This window comes from Yersinia sp. SCPM-O-B-9106 (C-191), from assembly GCF_026183365.1.
GTDB lineage: Bacteria > Pseudomonadota > Gammaproteobacteria > Enterobacterales > Enterobacteriaceae > Yersinia > Yersinia rochesterensis.
Window position 1 is genome coordinate 3,977,313 of sequence record NZ_CP110791.1, and the last position, 20,730, is coordinate 3,998,042.

A 20,730-nucleotide genomic window follows, 5' to 3' on the forward strand; every position below is an offset into this window, starting at 1 on the left:
AAACTAGCACTCTGGGGCAGGAAACTCTCTGTCCCAGAGGCTCTTTTTAGCCCTCAGACGACCAACCCCTGTCTTCTATGTTCCGGTAATCCCTGCAAAACCAATTGATAAGAGCGGTCAATTAGCGAATAGAACTGTGAATTCGGTAATTTTCCATCCAGAAACACCGTGTTCCAGTGCGCTTTATTCAAGTGTTCACTCGGCACGATCTCCGGATGTTGCTCTCTTAGGCTTTCTGCCAATTCAGGGCTAGTTTTCAATGAGATAGAGGGCCGCCCGTGGGTCTCACCCACCATAGCAAACATGACATCGGCCACTTTAATCTGATTTGCCTGCCACTCCTCGTGGTCACTCTGCTCTGCCCCCGGTTTGGACATGCAGTATTCCAGTAATGCCGAATGATTCATGGGGATATCTCCTGTAATGGGCCGGTAGCGTCTCGCGACAGGGCCTCATAAGTTATTTATTCCATAATCAGTGATACATGCCATCAGTGACATATTCTTAGTGACTAGCTTGCGCCTATGACAACAGATTTACTGTGAGCAATGAATGATCGTTTGGCATGCGTCCGCCGTATTTATTAGTATATTCTTTAATCAACATACAACCATTGGCCATGGGTCAAACAAGCGGGATATAGAGATAAGTCGCGGAAAGGTGGCGAAAAAAATAAATAAAAAAGGCGATATCGCTATCGCCTTAGAAACTAGAAGCTCGACTTACTGCACCGCAGCAAAAGCCGCCGCGACGCGCTGAACATTGCTGTGATTGACGCCCGCCATACACATCCTGCCGCTGGCAATCAGATACACACCAAACTCTTCACGCAGACGGTCCACTTGTGCTGCGCTGAAACCGGTGTAGCTGAACATACCGCGCTGTTGCAGCAAATAGTCAAAATTACGATTAGGCAATGAAGCTTTCAAAGCATCGACTAACCTGCTGCGCATTTCAATAATACGCAAACGCATTTGCTCTACTTCAGCTTGCCATTGTGCTTGTAATTCAGTGTCGTGCAGCACTTTTGAAACCACTTGCGCACCAAAGTTGGGTGGGCTGGAATAGTTACGGCGAACAGTGGCTTTCAGTTGCCCTAATACACGGCCTGCCGCTTCTTCACTTTCACACACGACAGACAAGCCACCGACCCGTTCGTTATACAGGGAGAAAATTTTAGAGAAGGAGTTACTGACCAAACAGGGCAATTCTGCTGCCGCCATCGCGCGGATAGCATAGGCATCTTCATTCAGCCCGACACCAAAACCTTGATAAGCAATATCCAGGAACGGGATCAGATCCCGCCCCTTAGCCACTTCAATCACCTGATCCCATTGCGCATTAGTGAGATCCGATCCCGTAGGGTTGTGGCAACAAGGGTGTAATAACACAATGCTTTTGGCCGGTAACTGCTGGAGTGTTGCCAGCATTTGATCAAACTTTACGCCCAGCTTGTCATGATCAAAATATGGATAGGTATTCACTTTAAAACCTGCGCCGCTAAAGATAGCAACATGGTTTTCCCAAGTAGGGTCACTGACCCAAACCTGCGAATCTGGGAAATAATGATTGAGGAAATCAGCACCGACTTTCAATGCACCAGAGCCACCCACGGTTTGAATTGTCGCCACCCGCTTCTGTGCCAACATAGGATGTTCTGCACCAAATAATAGCTGCTGGATAGCACTACGATAAGGTTGCAAACCTTCCATCGGCAGATAGACCGGTGTACCGTGTGGCTGAGCGCTCAATTGCGCTTCGGCAGCTTTTACTGCCTGCATCAATGGGATTTCGCCCAGCTCATTGTAATAAAGCCCAATGCTCAAATTCACTTTATGTGCGCGGTCATCGGCTTTAAAACTTTCCATCAGCGACAGGATCGGATCACCTGCATAGGCGTCAACATTTTGGAACACGGCGCTGTTCTCCTTTATCGGTAATAATTGTCTACGGCGGGTATCTTTATGCAGCTTACCTTATTATTATTCGCCTAAATATTCCATCGCAACACGGGAGGTCAGCTTAGTAATCAATTCATAGGCGCTGATACCGGTCTGTGCAGCAATTTTTTCAACCGGCAGTTCAGCCCCCCACAGCAACACTTCGTCACCCACTTTGTCCGTGGCGTCCGGCCCCAGATCAACAGAAATCATATCCATTGAAACCCGGCCAACAATGCCAACTTCGCGGCCATTCAGCCACATTGGTGTGCCCGAAGGGGCGCTGCGTGGATAACCATCGCCATAACCAATCGCCACCACGCCGAGACGCGTGTCCCGCTCACTGACCCAAGTACCGCCATAGCCAACAGGTTCACCAGCTTTATGCTCACGAACCGCAATCAGGCTGGATTTCAATGCCATTGCGGGCAACAAATCAAAGTGGCTGGCATAGGGTTCGTCCATCGGCGAAACCCCATACAGTATGATACCGGGGCGCACCCAATCACGGTGCGCCTCTGGCCACAGCAAAATACCGCCAGATGCGGAAATAGATTGCTTACCGGGTTTATCAGCGGCGAAGGTATCAAAACAGTCAAGTTGCTGGCGGGTAGTGTCCACGAGTGGTTCGTCCGCACGGCTAAAGTGGCTCATAATATTGACTGGCTGAATGATATTGCGGCACGCGCTTAAGCGCTGGTAAAAAGCCTCCGCTTGTTCCGGGCGCACGCCCAGGCGGTGCATGCCGGTATCCAGTTTCATCCAAACATTAATGGGGGCAGAAAGATTAGCCGTTTCCAGCGCTTCCAGTTGTTCAATGCTGTGTACTGCGGTTTCAATGCGGTTAGCCACCAGAATCGGAAGATCTTCGGCGGCAAAGAACCCTTCCAACAGCAAAATCGGTTTAACAATTCCGCCAGATCGCAACATTAGCGCTTCGCCGATCCGCGCAACACCATAGCAATCTGCATCCTGTAAGGTATGCGCTGTTTCTAATAATCCGTGGCCATAAGCGTTTGCTTTCACAACAGCAATCAGGCGACTTTGCGGCGCCATGCGCCGAACCTGTTGCAAGTTATGTCGCAGAGCGCGGCGGTCGATTACTGCTGTTGCCGCTTTCATTTCTTATCCTTAATACTTAATAGATGTTATGCCCAATGTCATTGGAGTTGCAGGTAGGCAGCAAGCGAACAAATCCCGATGAACTGACACAAGTCAGTGATTCGGGTGCGTGAGCGTAGCTAACAACCCTGCGGCTTCAAGTACGAAGGGATACTATTCGTCGTCGTATTGCGGGCCGGCATAATTATCAAAGCGCGACCATTGACCATTAAATTTCAGTCGGACAGAACCGATCGGGCCGTTACGCTGTTTACCCAAAATAATTTGCGCAATCCCTTTTTCATCACTGTTTTCGTGATAAACCTCATCACGATAAATAAACATGATTAAGTCAGCATCCTGCTCAATAGAACCTGATTCACGTAAGTCGGAGTTGACCGGCCGTTTATCGGCACGTTGCTCCAAACTACGGTTAAGCTGAGACAGCGCCACCACCGGCACTTGTAGCTCTTTTGCCAATGCTTTTAGCGAGCGTGAGATTTCGGCGATTTCCAAGGTGCGGTTATCCGAAAGCGACGGCACCCGCATCAATTGCAGGTAGTCGATCATAATCAAGCTCAACCCACCGTGTTCGCGGAAAATACGCCGCGCACGGGAACGCACTTCAGTCGGGGTCAGGCCGGAGGAGTCATCAATGTACATATTGCGCTTTTCCATCAATATGCCCATGGTGCTGGAAATCCGCGCCCAATCCTCATCATCAAGCTGGCCAGTACGAATGCGGGTCTGATCGACATGTGATAAGGACGCCAACATACGCATCATTATCTGATCGCCGGGCATTTCCAAACTGAAGATTAATACCGGTTTTTCCTGCATCATCGCGGCGTTTTCACATAAGTTCATCGCAAAGGTGGTTTTCCCCATTGATGGACGCGCGGCGACAATGATCAAATCCGACTTTTGCAGCCCGGCGGTCTTTTTATCGAGGTCAGTAAAACCGGTCGAAACCCCGGTAACACCATCATGTGGCCGCTGATAAAGCTGTTCGATCCGCGCGACTGTAGCTTCGAGGATCTGATCGACACTTTTCGGCCCTTCATCTTTACTGGCGCGGCTTTCGGCAATTTGGAATACTTTAGATTCCGCCAGATCCAGCAGATCTTCACTGCTACGCCCTTGCGGATCATAGCCGGCATCAGCAATTTCATTAGCCACCGAGATCATTTCACGGACGACTGCACGTTCGCGGACGATATCAGCATAAGCCCCGATATTCGCGGCACTTGGCGTATTTTTTGATAACTCGGCCAGATAGGCAAAGCCCCCCACCGAATCCAAATCACCTTTTTGCTCGAGCGATTCGGACAAGGTGATCAAGTCGATCGGCTTGCTATTTTCCAGCAAGCGCTGCATTTCAGTAAATATCCGGCGATGTGGGCGGCTGAAAAAATCATTGCTGGCTACGCGCTCAGAGACGTTATCCCAGCGCTCATTATCCAGCATCAAACCGCCCAACACGGACTGCTCTGCCTCCAGCGAATGAGGCGGGAGTTTCAGCCCTTCCATCTGGCGATCGCGTGGCTCTGTCATCTTGTTGGTTGGTTTTTTTGCTGCCATGAAAAGTGCTCTTTACCTCTGTTGCGATAGGATAATTGTAACGATAGGAAAATAGTGCCGCCTAGTATACGCGATGATACCCGATGGGTAATTATGAATTCCCTATTACTTATCGGTATTAGCAAGAAGTGGGCACCTCGTGTAGAACTCTGTAAGGTGAAAATACACTTATTGTGAGGAGCTAACATGGCAAAGCATATTCAATTTAGCATCCCTGGCGGGCCGGAAGTATTGCAATACCTTGATTTTACGCCGGTGAACCCTGCGGCACATGAAGTTCAGGTAGAAAACAAAGCTATTGGGATTAACTATATTGATACCTATGTTCGTACCGGACTCTATCCACCGCCACAGTTCCCCAGCGGCTTAGGGAGTGAGGCTGCCGGGCTGGTCACCAAAGTCGGTTCGGCGGTTAACACGATAAAAGTCGGTGACCGAGTAGTATACGCCCAATCAGCCCTTGGCGCTTACAGCGAAGTCCATAATGTCGACGCGGATAAAATCGCCCTACTCCCTGCGGAAATCTCTTTCGAACAAGCTGCGGCCTCTTTTCTTAAGGGGCTGACAGTGCAGTATTTATTACGCCAAACCCATGAAATCAAACCCGGCGAAGTATTCTTATTCCACGCGGCGGCAGGCGGTGTCGGGTTGATAGCCTGCCAATGGGCAAAAGCTTTGGGTGCAAAACTGATTGGCACCGTCGGCTCCGATGAAAAAGCTGAATTGGCAAAATCCAAGGGAGCTTGGGCCACCATAAACTATCGCACCGAAAATATCGCCGAGCGAGTGGCGGAGCTGACCAATGGTGAAAAAGTGGGTGTGGTATATGATTCGGTTGGGAAAAGTACCTGGCTGGATTCACTTAATAGCCTTAAACGCAGAGGGTTGATGGTGAGCTTTGGTAATGCCTCTGGCCCAGTAACCGGGGTAGACCTTGCCATACTCAACCAAAAAGGCTCACTGTTTGTGACTCGCGCTTCCTTAAACGCCTATGTGACTAATCGGCAAGAGTTGGAAAGTGCTAGCCGTGAGCTATTCTCATTAATTATCAGTGGTGACATTAGTGTGGATGTTGCTAAAGCCCAACAATTCCCGCTAAGTGATGCTCGCCGTGCCCATAAAATATTAGAAAGCCGCCAGACAACCGGCTCCAGTCTGTTGATCTCTTAATTTCCTGCTGCAATAATGGATAATAAATATTATTATCCATTATAAATTATTAAAAAGTTATTTTTTTATTATTTTCAGACCGCTGACTACTGAAGCCCAATTGCTCTGATTGCATTATCTATATACTCTCAATGTGTAATACTGAAGCAACATTATTCATTACATATACTGAGGTTTTAATTATGCATGATTCAGAAATTAATAGAGATATAAAAACACTATTGAATGCTTTTTATTGTGATAATAAAATTAACAATGAAGAATTCCAAATACTGCGAGATTTCGCTGATCAAAAATTTGATTTGTTACTTGATAAATTCAATAAAAACAATAATCTGTCAGCATTTCAAAAATCTGCTGATGTTACCGTTCAATTGATGCAACAAAGTTTTTTTGATGTAAAAGAAAAATGTCAAAATGAAGAAGATAAGAAGTTGGCCCAAGAAGCATTTGTCGCACAAATAGTTTATATTATCGCCAACTACAATCGATTTTTTACTAACCTTTAATATTAGTGATTGAACCTTTCATTCATGTCGTTAAATTATTCAATATTTTGACTCTTAATTATTTGATATTTTATATACTGAGTATCTAATCATCTATCTTACGCTATAAAAGTAAGAATCAGAGCCTCTATTATTCGAGGCTCTGATTTTACTGTTTCATTGATGCATTTGTAGGGGTACGGCTAGGTATTCTGTCAGAGCCATGTTCACTTAAATGAACCTGCCGTTTATACGGCTATTTTTACCTCTGACAGGGATGAAAATGTGATAACAAATCGTGTTGGGTAGCATCCTAGCAAGCCCGTTTAGGAAAAAACACGTTTTCCTAACAATTCATGCAACTAAACTTTCAGCCTGTGATCACTCCCGCAAGAAAGCAAAATAATCAGTAGCGGCGTATTGCCGGTTTCTGCATTGAGCGCCAGATCCAGACCACCACCACGGCTAAAATCAACCATGGCAGCAACTTAATCATCATCACAAATAAGCCGCCCAACATCATAAAAGCAGCGGCCACCAATAATGCAGCGAAGATACCCAACAAGGAGATGCCGGTTGCCATCAACATGATGAAAAAACCGATAACAAAGAAAATTTCTAACATGGCTGGCTCCTTAATTGCTGTTTAATCCCCTGTAAATGCATCACTTACACAGTGATCTCGACAGAGATTTTATCAACGGTTTACCAAGATACAGTACAAGAAACGTGCCAACCCAGAGCAAGCAGATAACATATTGAATTTATTACTTATAGACAAAAAATTGCCTGCCAGGGAAATAGGCAGGCATGGTCAATTTCGCTAACTTGTAGTTAATTTATTACAGTGAACTGTGCTGCGGGCGGATGACCAGCGCTAGCGCCTGTTCTACCACAGATACATCAGCACCGGGCTTATGCGCATTTTCACTCAGATGACGACGCCATTGGCGCGCGCCAGGAATTCCCTGGAAAATACCCAGAATATGGCGGGTTATATGGCCTAGATAAGCGCCGCGTGACAGCTCTTGTTCAATGTAAGGATAAAGCGCTTCGATGGCTTTCACACTGTCAACCACTGGCGCATTCGGATCAAACAGTTCGCGATCCACTTGGGTCAAAATGCTGGGGTTTTGGTAAGCTTCGCGCCCCATCATCACCCCATCAAGATGCTTGAGATGTTCTTTGGCTTCAGCCAGCGTTTTGACCCCACCATTAATGGCAATGGTCAGTGCCGGGAAATCACGTTTAAGCTGATAAACTCGCTCATAATCCAGTGGCGGTACTTCGCGATTTTCTTTCGGGCTGAGTCCTGAAAGCCAAGCTTTACGAGCATGAATAGTGAAAATATCACACTCACCACGGCCTGCGACGGTTTGCACGAATTCACACAAGAACTCATAGCTATCCAACTCATCAATACCAATGCGGGTTTTCACCGTTACCGGAATAGAAACCACATCACGCATTGCTTTAATGCAATCAGCGACCAGATTGGCCTCCGCCATCAGGCAAGCCCCAAAACGGCCATTTTGCACCCGATCAGAGGGGCAACCGACATTAAGATTTATTTCATTATACCCACGAAGCTCTGCCTGTTTGGCACAATGCGCTAAGGCCTGCGGATCACTGCCACCCAGCTGTAATGCCACGGGATGGTCTTGCTCACTATAAGCCAGATAATCCCCTTTGCCGTGGATAATGGCACCGGTGGTCACCATTTCGGTGTACAACAAAGTCTGTTTAGTTAACAAGCGATGGAAATAACGGCAATGGCGATCTGTCCAGTCGAGCATCGGCGCGACGGAAAAACGTTGCAGGGGATAACTTGGCTTTTCGGCCTGAGTGCTGGAAAAAGTCTGAGCTTCGTGCATTTACTGTGGTTTCATCGGTTATGACTGCATCAATTGCCCATTGATATTACTTATTGAGCAAACTAAACAATGGGAAGGAATCAGGGATTATAACATAGAACTTTACGATGACTGCCTGAGTGATAGTTGTAGCGCAAAGAGTGAAAATTTGCCGCTAACTGCTGCGACTTGCCAAAATTTTGACACTCCGTGGCTCCTCGTTTTTTCATCTATCGGCGATTATCAGTAAATATGATAAAATCGATACTATTCGAATGCTGCGGGATGTATATGATGAACCCTATCAATCAGGAAAAGCTGCTTGCCCAGGCGGAGAGCCTGTGCCAACAACGTAACGTCCGGCTGACACCGCAACGTCTTGAAGTATTACGATTAATGGCACAGCAGCCCGGTGCAATCAGCGCTTATGACCTGTTAGATCTGCTGCGTATTTCTGAGCCGCAAGCAAAACCACCCACAGTTTATCGCGCTTTGGATTTCTTGTTGGAACAAGGGTTTATTCACCGCGTAGAATCAGCGAACAGCTATGTGTTGTGTCATCATTTTGAAGAACCAACTCATACTTCTGCGCTTTTCATCTGCGATCGCTGCAAGATTGTGACAGAACGCACCACAGTCGGCATCGAAGAAGCCTTGGCGCTGTTAGCAAAACAGTCGGGTTTTACCCTACGTCATAGTGTGGTTGAGGCTCATGGTTTATGTGCGGAATGTGGAGAAGTTGAAGCCTGTGAAAGTCATGAACATTGTGACCACGACCATTCTATTGTGACGAAAAAGAAATAACCTTCTGGTGATAAAATCAAACTGTCGCTAGAAAGGCGGCAGTTTCGAAGGGAACCCACTTATAAAAAATTTACCGCCTATATCCAATATAATGGATGCGGTTCATCATATATAGAATAGGTGGGAAATAATAAAATATAAGTAAGACACTTCCTTGTGTCCATATCGATATAAATACAGGAGTAGCAGAACATCCTCATTAAAAAAATCATCACTCTACGATGCAATAGAAATTAACACTCTACTAATAGAATGTGCCATTTAATAAAATGCATTCTGAAAAATGAGAGCCACGATAGATTTATATCAATATCAGTTTAAATCCATTTAACGCTGTTACCAGCGATATTTACTGTGGTCTTCCCAGGCTTTAACTTCTTTCTCGGCTTGCTCTTTCTGATAGCCGTATTTCTCCTGGATTTTACCCACCAACTGGTCACGCTTACCTTCAATGACGGTCAGGTCATCATCAGTCAGCTTGCCCCAATTCTCTTTAACTTTACCTTTAAACTGCTTCCAGTTACCGTCGACTTGATCTTTATTCATAATATCTCCGTTACCTTAAGATTCGTCAGTTTATTTAATTCAACACGGTAAGTATATTTACTCCCTAAAAACAAATTTAATTTAAATGAGTTATTCACAGTCATAATTTAAATTAAATATTGTTGCTTCGCTTACCGTATGAATAACTATAGCAAAGGATACTGACAATCAAAGTAAGATTAATATTAATCACTGTCACCATGGCAATAAACAGGAAATAAAAACTCGTAATTTTCAGTTAAAACAGCAATTAATAAGTTATTATCAGAATATTCTCAAACTAGATTGAGTTAAGTATTAGAGGAATTAAATGCTTTATATACCCTTCCATTGAAGGGTATATAAATAAACGTTAAAATCAGATCCAGTCGCCATTGCGGATGACACCAACAGCCAAACCTTCAATAGTGAAACTTTGCTCACGCAGATCGACAACAATCGGCTGAAACTCACTATTTTCTGGGAGAAGTTGTACGATATTACCTTGTTTTTTCAAACGTTTTACCGTCACTTCATCATCAATTCGCGCAACAACCACTTGCCCATTACGCACATCTTGAGTCTTATGTACCGCCAATAAGTCACCGTCCAGAATACCGATATCTCTCATCGACATCCCATTAACCCGCAGCAAAAAATCTGCACTCGGCTTAAACATGGAAGGATCAACTTTGTAATGCCCTTCGATATGTTGTTGGGCTAACAGCGGCTCACCTGCGGCAACCCGACCAATCAGTGGCAGGCCATCTTCTTCTTCCATCAATAAACGGATACCACGGGAAGCGCCGGAGACAATCTCAATAACGCCCTTACGGGCCAGTGCTTTTAAATGCTCTTCAGCGGCGTTAGGAGAGCGAAACCCCAGACGCTGCGCAATTTCGGCACGGGTCGGTGGCATACCTGTTTGCGCTAGGTGGTCGCGCACCAGGTCATAAACCTCTTGCTGTCTGGTAGTAAGTGCTTTCATTCCGCCCCCTGTTTGTTTATACAGTCTTGCTGTGAGTATATACAGGTAAGCAGGTATTGGGAACCAAAGAGTGAATAAAAACAGGGATTAATCACTGTTTACATCAACAGCATTGATTAACCAGCATGTTGCCAAAGCACAGTTATCCATATAAATAGCGCCAACAAGATGGCCAGAGACACGGCGGCAGAGCCCATATCTTTAGCCCGGCCTGATAGTTCGTGGAATTCACTGCCGATGCGGTCCACCACGGCTTCGATGGCACTATTAATGATTTCGATAATAATCACTAAAACAACACTGCCAATCAATAAAATCCGTGTGATTGCATCTACATCCAGCCAGAAGGCCAGTATGATAGCGAGTATGGCGGCCACCATTTCTTGCCGAAATGCGGCTTCATTTTTCCAAGCTGCGGTTAAGCCTTTAACAGAATAACCCGCTGCTTTATAGATTCGGATTAACCCTGTTGATTGGTTCGCCATATTTTATTGCCTTTATCTTAAGTTAATGATGATTTTTGCCGTTTTCTGTTGTCTCATCACCACAGATCTCAAAACCACTTTCTGGTATCCTTGCGACGAATTGCTAACAAGAGGCTTCATGTAGTTATGTCAGGTTGGCGTAAAATATATTATAAGTTGTTGAATTTACCACTTAAACTGTTGGTAAAAAGCAAGGTTATTCCGGCAGATCCTGTGACTGAGTTAGGGTTAGACCCGTCTCGTCCTATTCTGTACGTTTTACCTTACAATTCTAAGGCTGATTTGCTGACTTTGCGAGCGCAATGTCAGGCGCAGGATCTGCCCGACCCATTGATTCCATTGGAAATCGATGGCGTGAGCCTTCCCAGCCATGTCTTTATCGATAACGGCCCGCGGGTGTTTCGCTATTACGCCCCGAAACAGGAGTCGGTCAAGCTATTCCACGATTATCTGGATCTGCATCGCAATAATCCGGAGCTGGATATCCAAATGCTGCCGGTCTCGGTGATGTTTGGCCGCTCTCCGGGGCGTGAAGGCCATGGTACGCCACATCTGCGCGTGCTAAACGGCGTGCAGAAATTCTTTGCTGTATTGTGGCTGGGCCGCGATAGTTTTGTGCGCTTTTCGACCACGGTATCACTGCGTCGAATGGCCAGTGAGCATGGTACCGATAAAACCATCGCCCATAAATTGGCACGCGTAGCGCGAATGCATTTCTCGCGTCAGCGGTTAGCTGCGGTTGGCCCGAGCCTACCGGCCCGTCAGGATTTGTTCAAAAAACTGTTAACGTCCAAAGCAATTGAAAAAGCAGTCGCCGATGAAGCGCGAACCAAAAAAATCTCTCACGAGAAAGCGCAACAAAACGCCATTACGCTAATGGAAGAAATAGCCGCCGACTTCTCTTATGAAGCTGTGCGTCTGTCCGACCGAGTCTTGAGCTGGACGTGGAACCGTTTGTATCAGGGCATCAATGTCCACAATGCAGAGCGCGTGCGGCAATTGGCACAAGATGGCCATGAAATCGTCTATGTGCCTTGCCATCGCAGCCATATGGACTATCTGCTGCTCTCCTATGTGCTTTATCATCAAGGGCTGGTGCCGCCGCATATTGCTGCCGGTATTAACTTGAATTTCTGGCCAGCTGGCCCGATTTTCCGCCGTCTGGGCGCGTTCTTTATTCGCCGCACCTTTAAAGGCAATAAACTCTATTCAACTGTGTTTCGTGAATATCTGGGCGAATTATTCACCCGTGGTTATTCAGTGGAATACTTTGTTGAAGGTGGGCGCTCACGGACTGGCCGCCTGCTGGAGCCTAAAACCGGCACACTGTCGATGACAATACAGGCCATGTTGCGTGGCGGTTCGCGCCCAATCACCTTAGTGCCGATTTATATCGGCTACGAACATGTGATGGAAGTGGGGACTTACGCCAAAGAATTACGTGGCGCGACCAAAGAGAAAGAGAGCCTGTTGCAGATGCTGCGGGGCTTGCGCAAGCTGCGTAATCTCGGCCAGGGCTATGTCAACTTTGGTGAGCCAATCCCGTTGACCACCTATCTGAACACCAATGTGCCGCAGTGGCGTGATGCTATCGACCCTATCGAAGCACAGCGCCCAAGCTGGCTGACACCGGCAGTGAATGATTTGGCTGGCCAGATTATGGTTCGGATTAACAATGCGGCGGCGGCTAATGCCATGAACTTATGTTCGACGGCATTGTTAGCCTCACGTCAGCGCTCACTCACTCGCGAGCAACTGCTCGAGCAACTCGATTGCTACTTGCAACTGATGCGCAATGTGCCTTATGCAAAAGATGTCACCGTGCCGGATAAGACGCCGGAAGAGTTACTTAATCACGCCTTGAATATGAATAAGTTTGAGGTGGAAAAAGACAATATTGGTGACATTATCATCCTGCCACGGGAACAAGCCGTGCTGATGACCTACTATCGCAATAACATCCAGCATTTGCTGATATTGCCATCGCTCATTGCCAGTATGGTTATGTATCAACGGCGTATCACTCGTGCCGAGTTATTGCGGCAAATCAGCATGATCTACCCGATGCTGAAAGCTGAATTATTCCTGCATTACAGTAAAGAACAATTACCACAGACACTGGACACGCTGATTGATGAACTGGCGCGTCAGCAGTTGATTTGCGACAAAGGGAATGAATTGGTGCTGAATCCGGCCCGTATTCGTCCGCTGCAATTACTGGCCGCCGGGGTGCGCGAAACCCTGCAACGCTATGCGATTACCCTTTCGTTACTCAGTGCGAACCCAAGCATCAATCGGGGCGCGTTGGAGAAAGAGAGCCGCATTATGGCGCAGCGCTTGTCTGTTCTGCATGGGATTAACGCACCGGAATTCTTCGATAAGGCCGTGTTCTCCACCCTGGTGGGCACATTGCGCGAAGAGGGTTATATCAGTGATAGCGGTGATGCAATTCAAGAACATACGCTGGAAGTTTACAATATGCTGAGTGCATTGATGACACCGGAAGTGAAGCTGACGATTGAAAGTGTCAGTATGCCGGCTGAAACCAATAATCTACTGCCAGAGCCTGAGGCAGAGGATAAAGAAGATAACTAATTCTTCCTCGCCGCGCTAAGCAAAAACAACAATGGCCAGATTCATCATCTGGCCATTTTTTTGGCTGTTTTCTAGCTGTGTATTTAGGGCAAATAGCTGATAAAAATCCCTAAAAATAGCACCAACCCCACGTAATTATTATTCAAAAACGCGCGGAAACAGGGGTCACGTTCACGCCCAGCAATCATCTTCTGTTGGTGGACAAATAATGCGCCGGCCAGCAGGATGGCCCAATAAAATGCGCCCCCCAAATGCATCAGCCAGCCAATCGCCACCATTAAAACTAATGTCGCCAGTTGCAGCAAACCAATAATCAGTTTGTCATGCTGACCAAATAAAATGGCGGTCGACTTAACACCAATCTTCAGGTCATCGTCACGATCGACCATCGCATATTGAGTGTCATAAGCGACCGTCCAGCAGATATTTGCTAACAATAACAACCAGCAAACCAGTGGTAAACTTTCACTCACAGCGGCAAAACCCATCGGAATTGACCACCCAAAAGCCGCCCCCAGCACCACCTGCGGTAAGTGTGTCACCCGCTTCATGAAAGGGTAAATCCAGGCTAATGCCAGTGCCGCCAGTGACAGCCATATGGTCATGTTATTGAGCGTGAGTACCAACCCAAATGAGAGCAACACCAAGATAATAAACAGGATTTTGCTTTCTTTCTCACTGATGAGGCCGCTGGGTAACGGCCGCGATGCGGTGCGTTTCACAAAGCCATCAATATTGCGGTCAGCATAATCATTGACGACACAACCGGCGGCGCGCATGAAAAAGACACCCAAGACAAAAACAATCAATATATTGGTGCTGGGAATACCTTTCCCTGCCAACCATAATGCCCACAGTGTCGGCCACAGCAGTAATAATGAGCCAATGGGTTTATCGATCCGCATCAAACGGCAATAAGCCCGCCATTTGCTCTGAACATGACTTCCCTTCAATTTCTCACTCTCCAAAATCTCACCACCCCTTAAATCAAATACAGCGGCGAAGCCGGTAAAAAAACTTCAGTCAGTAACAGGGGCTTACCTGACAGGCGCAGTAATGAACGGCGCGCCCAAAGCTCATTCTGCCGCCCTACTTGAATATAATCTCGGGTTAAATTATTACCACCAAATAAATAGCGCCCCAGAGGTAATGTCCCTAAATCCACCAGCGCCCGATCTGGGCCAGACAGTGTTTCCTCGGGAATAACCGTGCGGCCCAATAGCCAAGGGACATTATCGCCACATAAGACAATCTCGCGCAGCCAATAACGCTCACTTGCTGGCAAATGTTCGGCATCTTCCCCTAGCTCATGGCGCGTAATAAAGCATTCCTGTCGCGGTTCGACATGAACTCGCTGACAATGTTGCTCAAAACGCCGGGTCATCGACCCCAACTCCATTAGCCAGTCAGCGACATCGGCAGGAAGATTGGGTTGCTCAATGGCACACCATTGGATTGGTTTTAAAATTGATGCATCGCCGGTAGACATACGGCCCGCTCCTACTGAGGATAGAGCGCCCATCCCCGCTAATTCATAAATAGAAAACCATTGTAGCGCAGATTGCCTCTCCAGCGACATCAGGTTACTTTTTTATTATGCGCAATAAAAGTCATTTTAATTTATTTTTTAGTATATTTTTCAATATGTTCAAGGATATATTCAACCCTTATTGTGACTCCCCAAGGTTGATTGTCGTCATCGAGCTCCCTGGGTGAATAATATCCATCATGGGCTTTATCGAAATCGATTGGGTAAAAAGTGTTAGTCTTTTTATCATATAAAACATTATTAAAATTCAAGTCATCATGGATAATATTGTAATAGCCTAAATCGTCCATCATGCTTAAAAACCGTTCCTTGGCATTGGGTGGGAAAACGTTAGATGTAATCTCTGCCAGCGTTTTACCTGGCACCCGGTACATTCTGATATAGTGTTGATTTTCCTGAATAATAAACTCAGAAGAGCCTTCTCCGTAGTAGCGATTAAAAAATTCAACTTCTTTCATGTGGACTTCGGTTAACAGTACACTCTCTTGTGTAGAGAGCTTTTTTAATACAAAACCGGGGTTATTGGCATCAAGGAAAACGTCTCCAGAGCTTCCGTGGCCAATCTTTTTACCTAATTTAATTTCGGGGTTAAATTTAGCCCCAGAAAGTGTTGATGAAGATGACCCGCCTCCCGGTAATCGGCCCTGTTTAATAAATTCAGGGCCTTGTTTTAAAACAACGCCCAAGTCTTTGCCGGTGGCCAAATCAACTTCCCAATAGGCTCCGCTTCCGCCCTGCCTAACCCAAGCTTCGCGCCCACCACTGGAGACCGACAGGTCTTTAAGTCGCACCCATTGGACTTCAATCGGCGTTCCATATGGGTTTTGTATCGTTTGACGGCTCAGTTCAGGGAGTGTGGGAACTGGCTCAGCAATACTCTCTACTTTTATGCCCGGCGGGGGATTTTCTATCATCTTCACCCCCCGCTCCATTCCTTTGAGTAAGCTAGCCTCCATCATCATAGCCGTCATACCTGCCGCCATACCCTCCTTATCATTGCGGTAGCGCGGGCTTTCAACCCGGGCGATAGTACACATCGGATTCGCTAGCGGTACTTTACAAACCCAATGATTTTCCAAAGATGTCCAAGCATTGCCCCAAAAACGCGTATTCTCAGATTCCGGCTGGTAGTCCTCGGCCAAGCTTTCGATTTTATGTTGCAGTCGACTGCCCTTTGGCCGCTCTCCACTATCAATTAATGCTTCAATGGCCTGCGCTCTCAGCGCCGGATGAGCTTTGATTTGGGCATAATATTCAGATTTTTTCGCATCCAGCGTATCAAAAACGTTTATCGGCCTGCCGTTATTACCCGGCATCGACATATTGGCAACAAAGTGGTTGCTGGCATTTCGCCGCCGTTTAAATTCGTCAAAAGGTGAATCAAACTCTTTCTGCGGATAACCATGTTGGAGATCCCGCCGATAGGTATATTGCCGAGGGAAATAAATGTCTCTGACACCCTTTTCTCTCAGGATTTCTCTTATCGCCTGATCTTCATCAAAAGCGGCGGGAGGATGGCGATAGGCCAAACGCATGTCGAGATAATCCAATTGTCGCGCTATTTTTTGTTGCTCAGTTTTATACAATCCGCGCTGTGTCAGAGCATATAGCGGCGGGTTTAGCTCAAAAAAGGGCGCTAGAATTTTGAGGTCCGACACAAACCTTACTTGTTCCAAATCAATAGCAGTGCCGTCAATAATGTAGTCAGCCAATTGTTGCAGTCGAATAAATGTACTCTGCGCTGAATCGGGCAAATCAGCCGCGTCAATTTCTCCGGCAATATGTTTGAATGCGCGGGCTATTTGTTCGACCGTTAGGGGTTCGACTTCATTCGACTGGCTGAAATGAGAGAGGAAGATAACTGTCGGGCTGTAGCGTACCCCACCAGCTTGGTGTAAATGTATTTCTTCTTCGACCAATAAACCATACAACTGCTCAGTATCCTTTCCATCCAGTTCATCAAGGTTTTTACCTTGTAATTGATAATGTAAATTGAGTGTGGTTTTTAGCGAAAATGCCAGACTGCCGACGGGATGTTGGAGATCAAGAAATTGAGTAAAATCCTGCTGGCTGCACGTATCAAAACCAACCAAGTTGCATCCTTGCAAAATCATCTCTGGCAGTTGGTCTGTTAGGTAACTGCCTTGGGCATTCTTCGGTGCAAATCCATTGGCAAGATAAGCCGCCGGCGATTGCACTATCGCAGGAGGGGCACTCATCCCTTCATAAATGACTCTTAACGCCTTACTGGCGCTAAAAACCGGCTGCGCCGGTTCATCCAGTTGGCCCATGCCCCAATTGTCCAAATCCGTAGCCGGAATACCCGCGATATCACCATAGCGATGACCATAATGGGAATGGTTATAAAGTATTGCCGCCTGCTTACGGATGTCTTTATGTTCAGCCCGATAAATTGCAGCGGATAATTCAGCCAGCGTGGGCTTCCCTTCCTGCTGTAACCACCAGACAAAGCTCAGGGCGGCGAGCGGAGTGAGTTCTTCTTCTGTGGACAGAGTCAGGCCTTTTTGGAATAACTTAAAAAAAATTTCTCGATCCAAACTGATAACACGCGCTTTTTCATAGCCTTGGGTCGCTGTTAATCCCGGTCTTAAATTCAGTAAACCTTCCAAACTATCCGCATGTTCAACATCTTCTGCATCATAGAGTTGAAGATAAAGATCCACAATTCTGCCCACCCGAGCATCACTGATTTCGGGAAATTGTTGCGCCCAAGTTCTCTGACCTAAATCTCTACTATAATCAATTAATTGCATCGCCTGGCTGAACACAGGATCAGAAACAGAATTTACATTGGGCAATATTGCTGCCATTTTCTCCAATACCACATCATCTCTTGCCGTCACCTTTATGGGTAACCGCAGATGTGCGTGGGAATCAATCTGCTGAGTGGTGATAGTGCGCGGGGTCAGGGAGTGGAGCGACAGGTTTTCTTCTGCAAACAGAGCCGACCACGGCAACGCAAAAATACATAAATAAAACAGAGGCTTATTTAACATTTATCAGCTCCTTTAATTGAATAGCTAAACAATAAAGAGTCACTTGAAATGACTCCCGCCATGCAATTGAAGATACCGATGCCGATTCAATTATCAGTCTCGTACATTCTTATTTATCTTTTATCTGCCTACATTCAGTCTGGCGTAGCGAGCGGTAGCCGTTTACAAAAGCCCAACGAAAAAAGGTGTGCCAAGGCACACCAATCATCCAGCCATATTCGGCAGTGCCGGGATTTACCCCTTGCCTTTTACACTACCAATAAAGGTTTTTCGGGCTGAAGTTGAGCCCAAATGTTCCGCTTCGTTCAACAATTTCAGCGCCTTATCGACATCACCGGATTTCACCGCGTCTTTAATCGCCTGGTTGAAGTAGTTTTCAGTCTCACTCAGCATTGGCTCTGCCGGTTTTGTCGGTGCTGCGGCTGGCGCAGGTTGCACCGCGCTGCCCACCACGACGGGAGCCGACACCGGAGCGGATTGAATCAAGCCAATCATCACGTTACCCAAACCTTGCTCAGCGGTAGCTTTAATTCTCAAATTACCGGTCGGAACATGTTTAGCAATCGGGTCTGGAATATCCGGCACCGCATTACCCACGCCCATGGCGTAAGCTTTAGCCGGATCAAGCAGCTTGGTGGTTTTGGCCAAATCATCACGGGTAGTGTAAACCAGCAGATAAATTTGTTTTTGACCCAATGCTGGTGTCAGTTTCATCACCCCTTGTAGGCGATCACTGGTCATGATGCCCGCTTTTTCATAAGTGAAATAGCTGGACGGGTAATAAGCCGCTGGGCGCATTTGTTCGTCTAACACTAATACGCTCGGGGAAAATAGTTGGTTATCAGTCACTAAGCTGCTGAGCGTAATCTCCATTGATCCACGATCCGCAGGTAAAGCAAAAGCAGCCACCGCCCCTTCCACATTCCCTTGAGAGATTTGCGGGCTGGCGGCAGTGAGTTTGATATCTTGCGTCGCCGGCGGCACTAAAGGCTGCCAAGGCAACTGTTGTAATGTTGCGGTACTGATAGTCGGCGCGATGGAAACATTCGCCGGAGAAATGGTTCGCTCCGCATGCACTGCCAGAGGCGCGGTGACCCCTAAAGCCAATGCCAGACAGAGTGTCAGCAGATTCTTTTTCATTATTGTACCCTCATACATTGAGCGTCGGTGCTAACTGGGCCAGGCAAGGTCGGTAAAGTTAGCGAATTATTTAGGGTATATCGCTTTATCTGGTTAGAGGTGGGCCGCAGCCCGCCTCATCGAAACAGAACAGCCGCCCTAAAGGACGGCTGTATCACTGCTGTTACCACCAAGCTTCGAATTGCGCACCGAAGGTGACTTCGTTGTTTTTGCCGCGGCTGTTGGTACCAATAGTGCCGTCTTGTGCTACGCCGGTTGTATTGCTATAGCCCCACTTCTCATCCCAGTTGGCATAAGTTGCAAAGACACGAATTGCCGGACGTGACCAAATGCTATCACCTGCCTGCCATTGTTGGGCCAGAGTCAGTTTGTATTGACCGTTACGTTCACCGGTATGTTGTGATTTAACGTTGTCGTAGCCTGCTTCCAGCAACGTACTCATGATAGGTGTCCATTTGTACATCGGACGTACACCTACGCTGTACCATGTGTTGCCGTTATTGTTATCCAAGTCAATGTCTTGGTATAACGCGACATACATCATGTCCCACTTCTCAGCCAGATTGATGGCACCGTGGTCAATAACACGCAACAAGTGGCCATTATTATTTACTGACGTACCTTGCGAGTGACCGGTGTTATAGGACGTCATCGAGTCGGTAGCATATTGCAACACGAACTTGTTGAAGCCACCCATCATGCTTTGGGTATGCTCAGCGGTCAGCATCACACCATCTTTAGAAGCATTTGGTGCTAACGAGTAACCTTCTTGAGTATCCGCGCGACCATAATCAAAACCTAACTCCAATGAACCACCGGGGTTAGTTTCTAAACCGGCCAGACGCACGTCGTATACGTTGTTAACCGTATACTCTGCATCTTTACGTGAATTATTGATCCAAGCACTTGAGCCGCCCGATTCTGAGTTACGAGTCGCAGCGACAGATAACTTACCAAAGCCTAGGTCAATAGTTTCAAGACCAGCACCTGGGCCTGAAATATCCCAGTAATAGAAGTCAATCATATGAACATCATGACGTTGATAGAAGCGCTTACCAGCCCACATGGTGGAGCCTGGCAACGCTTCAATCAGATTCTTACCCTGCACGTTGGCTTCACGGAAAGCCGGGTCAGTGGATTCCCAGTCATCACGTTGCGAAACGGAATACGCAACGTTAGTATCTAAGTAGAAGCTCTTATCACCTTCTTTCCACAATTCTTGGCCTAACTTAATTTCCGCATAAGTTTCACATTCGTTACCCAGACGGTATTTACTTTGAGCACCGGTTGTTTTGAAACATTGTTGTTCACCGCCACTTCCCGTCCAGCCGATACCGGAACGCGCATACCCGTGGAAATCAACAGCCATAGCTTGAGTGGAAAGGACACCAGCGGCAACAGCCAGTGCTATCGGTAACTTGCGCAGAGTAATCATCAGTAATCTCCTGTTATATTTGCCTGTCGGCATGCGTGCTTAACATTTGCCGTCACTTG

General features: G+C 46.8%; 18 protein-coding genes. 4 read left to right on the forward strand and 14 right to left on the reverse strand.

Annotated features, from left to right (window positions below):
• Nucleotides 1–53: 53 nt before the first annotated feature.
• From OP863_RS17975 to dnaB, 4 genes are all read right to left on the reverse strand, one after another.
• The gene (locus OP863_RS17975) at nt 54–407 is read right to left on the reverse strand and encodes an MmcQ/YjbR family DNA-binding protein (RefSeq protein ID WP_038638554.1); all 354 of its coding nucleotides are present in this window, start codon (nt 405–407) and stop codon (nt 54–56) included.
• Nucleotides 408–722: 315 nt separating this feature from the next.
• Nucleotides 723–1,916 carry an amino acid aminotransferase gene (locus OP863_RS17980; protein WP_050292221.1) on the reverse strand — a complete coding sequence of 398 codons (1,194 nt, stop codon included), beginning with the start codon at nt 1,914–1,916 and terminating at the stop codon, nt 723–725.
• Nucleotides 1,917–1,982: 66 nt separating this feature from the next.
• On the reverse strand, nt 1,983–3,062 hold the full coding sequence (gene alr, locus OP863_RS17985) for an alanine racemase (RefSeq protein ID WP_265525679.1): 1,080 nt from the start codon (nt 3,060–3,062) through the stop codon (nt 1,983–1,985).
• Between the two features lie 153 nt (nt 3,063–3,215).
• Entirely contained in the window at nt 3,216–4,622 is a 1,407-nt protein-coding gene (gene dnaB, locus OP863_RS17990) for a replicative DNA helicase (protein WP_038638544.1), read from the reverse strand.
• A 186-nt stretch (nt 4,623–4,808) separates the two neighbouring features.
• On the opposite strand from dnaB, the gene OP863_RS17995 reads away from it, so the two are divergent.
• Complete coding sequence (locus OP863_RS17995; protein ID WP_265525680.1) at nt 4,809–5,792, forward strand: quinone oxidoreductase; 984 nt, start codon at nt 4,809–4,811, stop codon at nt 5,790–5,792.
• 182 nt (nt 5,793–5,974) lie between these two features.
• Nucleotides 5,975–6,301, forward strand: coding sequence for a hypothetical protein (locus tag OP863_RS18000; RefSeq protein WP_038638537.1), 327 nt, complete (start codon nt 5,975–5,977; stop codon nt 6,299–6,301).
• Nucleotides 6,302–6,686: 385 nt separating this feature from the next.
• Here OP863_RS18000 and pspG read toward each other — a convergent pair whose 3' ends face one another.
• Nucleotides 6,687–6,905: an envelope stress response protein PspG gene (gene pspG / locus OP863_RS18005; RefSeq protein ID WP_145589570.1), complete on the reverse strand. Its 219-nt coding sequence runs from the start codon at nt 6,903–6,905 to the stop codon at nt 6,687–6,689.
• Nucleotides 6,906–7,122: 217 nt separating this feature from the next.
• The gene (gene dusA / locus OP863_RS18010; protein ID WP_038638532.1) at nt 7,123–8,154 is read right to left on the reverse strand and encodes a tRNA dihydrouridine(20/20a) synthase DusA; all 1,032 of its coding nucleotides are present in this window, start codon (nt 8,152–8,154) and stop codon (nt 7,123–7,125) included.
• 273 nt (nt 8,155–8,427) lie between these two features.
• Here dusA and zur point away from each other — a divergent pair, with 273 nt between their 5' ends.
• Complete coding sequence (gene zur / locus OP863_RS18015; protein WP_032820476.1) at nt 8,428–8,937, forward strand: zinc uptake transcriptional repressor Zur; 510 nt, start codon at nt 8,428–8,430, stop codon at nt 8,935–8,937.
• A gap of 336 nt (nt 8,938–9,273) precedes the next feature.
• Here the strand turns inward: zur and OP863_RS18020 are convergent, their stop codons facing one another.
• The 3 genes from OP863_RS18020 to OP863_RS18030 all read right to left on the reverse strand — a co-directional run bounded on the left by OP863_RS18020 (nt 9,274) and on the right by OP863_RS18030 (nt 10,935).
• Entirely contained in the window at nt 9,274–9,483 is a 210-nt protein-coding gene (locus OP863_RS18020; RefSeq protein WP_038638529.1) for a CsbD family protein, read from the reverse strand.
• A gap of 358 nt (nt 9,484–9,841) precedes the next feature.
• Nucleotides 9,842–10,450: a transcriptional repressor LexA gene (gene lexA, locus OP863_RS18025; protein WP_004704739.1), complete on the reverse strand. Its 609-nt coding sequence runs from the start codon at nt 10,448–10,450 to the stop codon at nt 9,842–9,844.
• Nucleotides 10,451–10,566: 116 nt separating this feature from the next.
• Entirely contained in the window at nt 10,567–10,935 is a 369-nt protein-coding gene (locus tag OP863_RS18030) for a diacylglycerol kinase (protein WP_038638525.1), read from the reverse strand.
• Between the two features lie 126 nt (nt 10,936–11,061).
• Here OP863_RS18030 and plsB point away from each other — a divergent pair, with 126 nt between their 5' ends.
• Nucleotides 11,062–13,530, forward strand: a complete 2,469-nt coding sequence (gene plsB, locus OP863_RS18035; protein ID WP_265525681.1) for a glycerol-3-phosphate 1-O-acyltransferase PlsB — start codon at nt 11,062–11,064, stop codon at nt 13,528–13,530.
• 83 nt (nt 13,531–13,613) lie between these two features.
• On the opposite strand, the gene ubiA is transcribed toward plsB, so the two are convergent.
• The 5 genes from ubiA to OP863_RS18060 form a co-directional block, all read right to left on the reverse strand.
• On the reverse strand, nt 13,614–14,483 hold the full coding sequence (ubiA, locus tag OP863_RS18040) for a 4-hydroxybenzoate octaprenyltransferase (RefSeq protein ID WP_145588728.1): 870 nt from the start codon (nt 14,481–14,483) through the stop codon (nt 13,614–13,616).
• A gap of 29 nt (nt 14,484–14,512) precedes the next feature.
• Entirely contained in the window at nt 14,513–15,019 is a 507-nt protein-coding gene (gene ubiC, locus OP863_RS18045; protein WP_145591097.1) for a chorismate lyase, read from the reverse strand.
• 131 nt (nt 15,020–15,150) lie between these two features.
• The gene (locus OP863_RS18050) at nt 15,151–18,096 is read right to left on the reverse strand and encodes a serine/threonine-protein kinase (RefSeq protein ID WP_265525682.1); all 2,946 of its coding nucleotides are present in this window, start codon (nt 18,094–18,096) and stop codon (nt 15,151–15,153) included.
• Between the two features lie 234 nt (nt 18,097–18,330).
• On the reverse strand, nt 18,331–19,236 hold the full coding sequence (malM, locus tag OP863_RS18055) for a maltose operon protein MalM (protein ID WP_186368232.1): 906 nt from the start codon (nt 19,234–19,236) through the stop codon (nt 18,331–18,333).
• Nucleotides 19,237–19,399: 163 nt separating this feature from the next.
• On the reverse strand, nt 19,400–20,674 hold the full coding sequence (locus OP863_RS18060) for a maltoporin (RefSeq protein WP_196333105.1): 1,275 nt from the start codon (nt 20,672–20,674) through the stop codon (nt 19,400–19,402).
• Between the last annotated feature and the right edge of the window lie 56 nt (nt 20,675–20,730).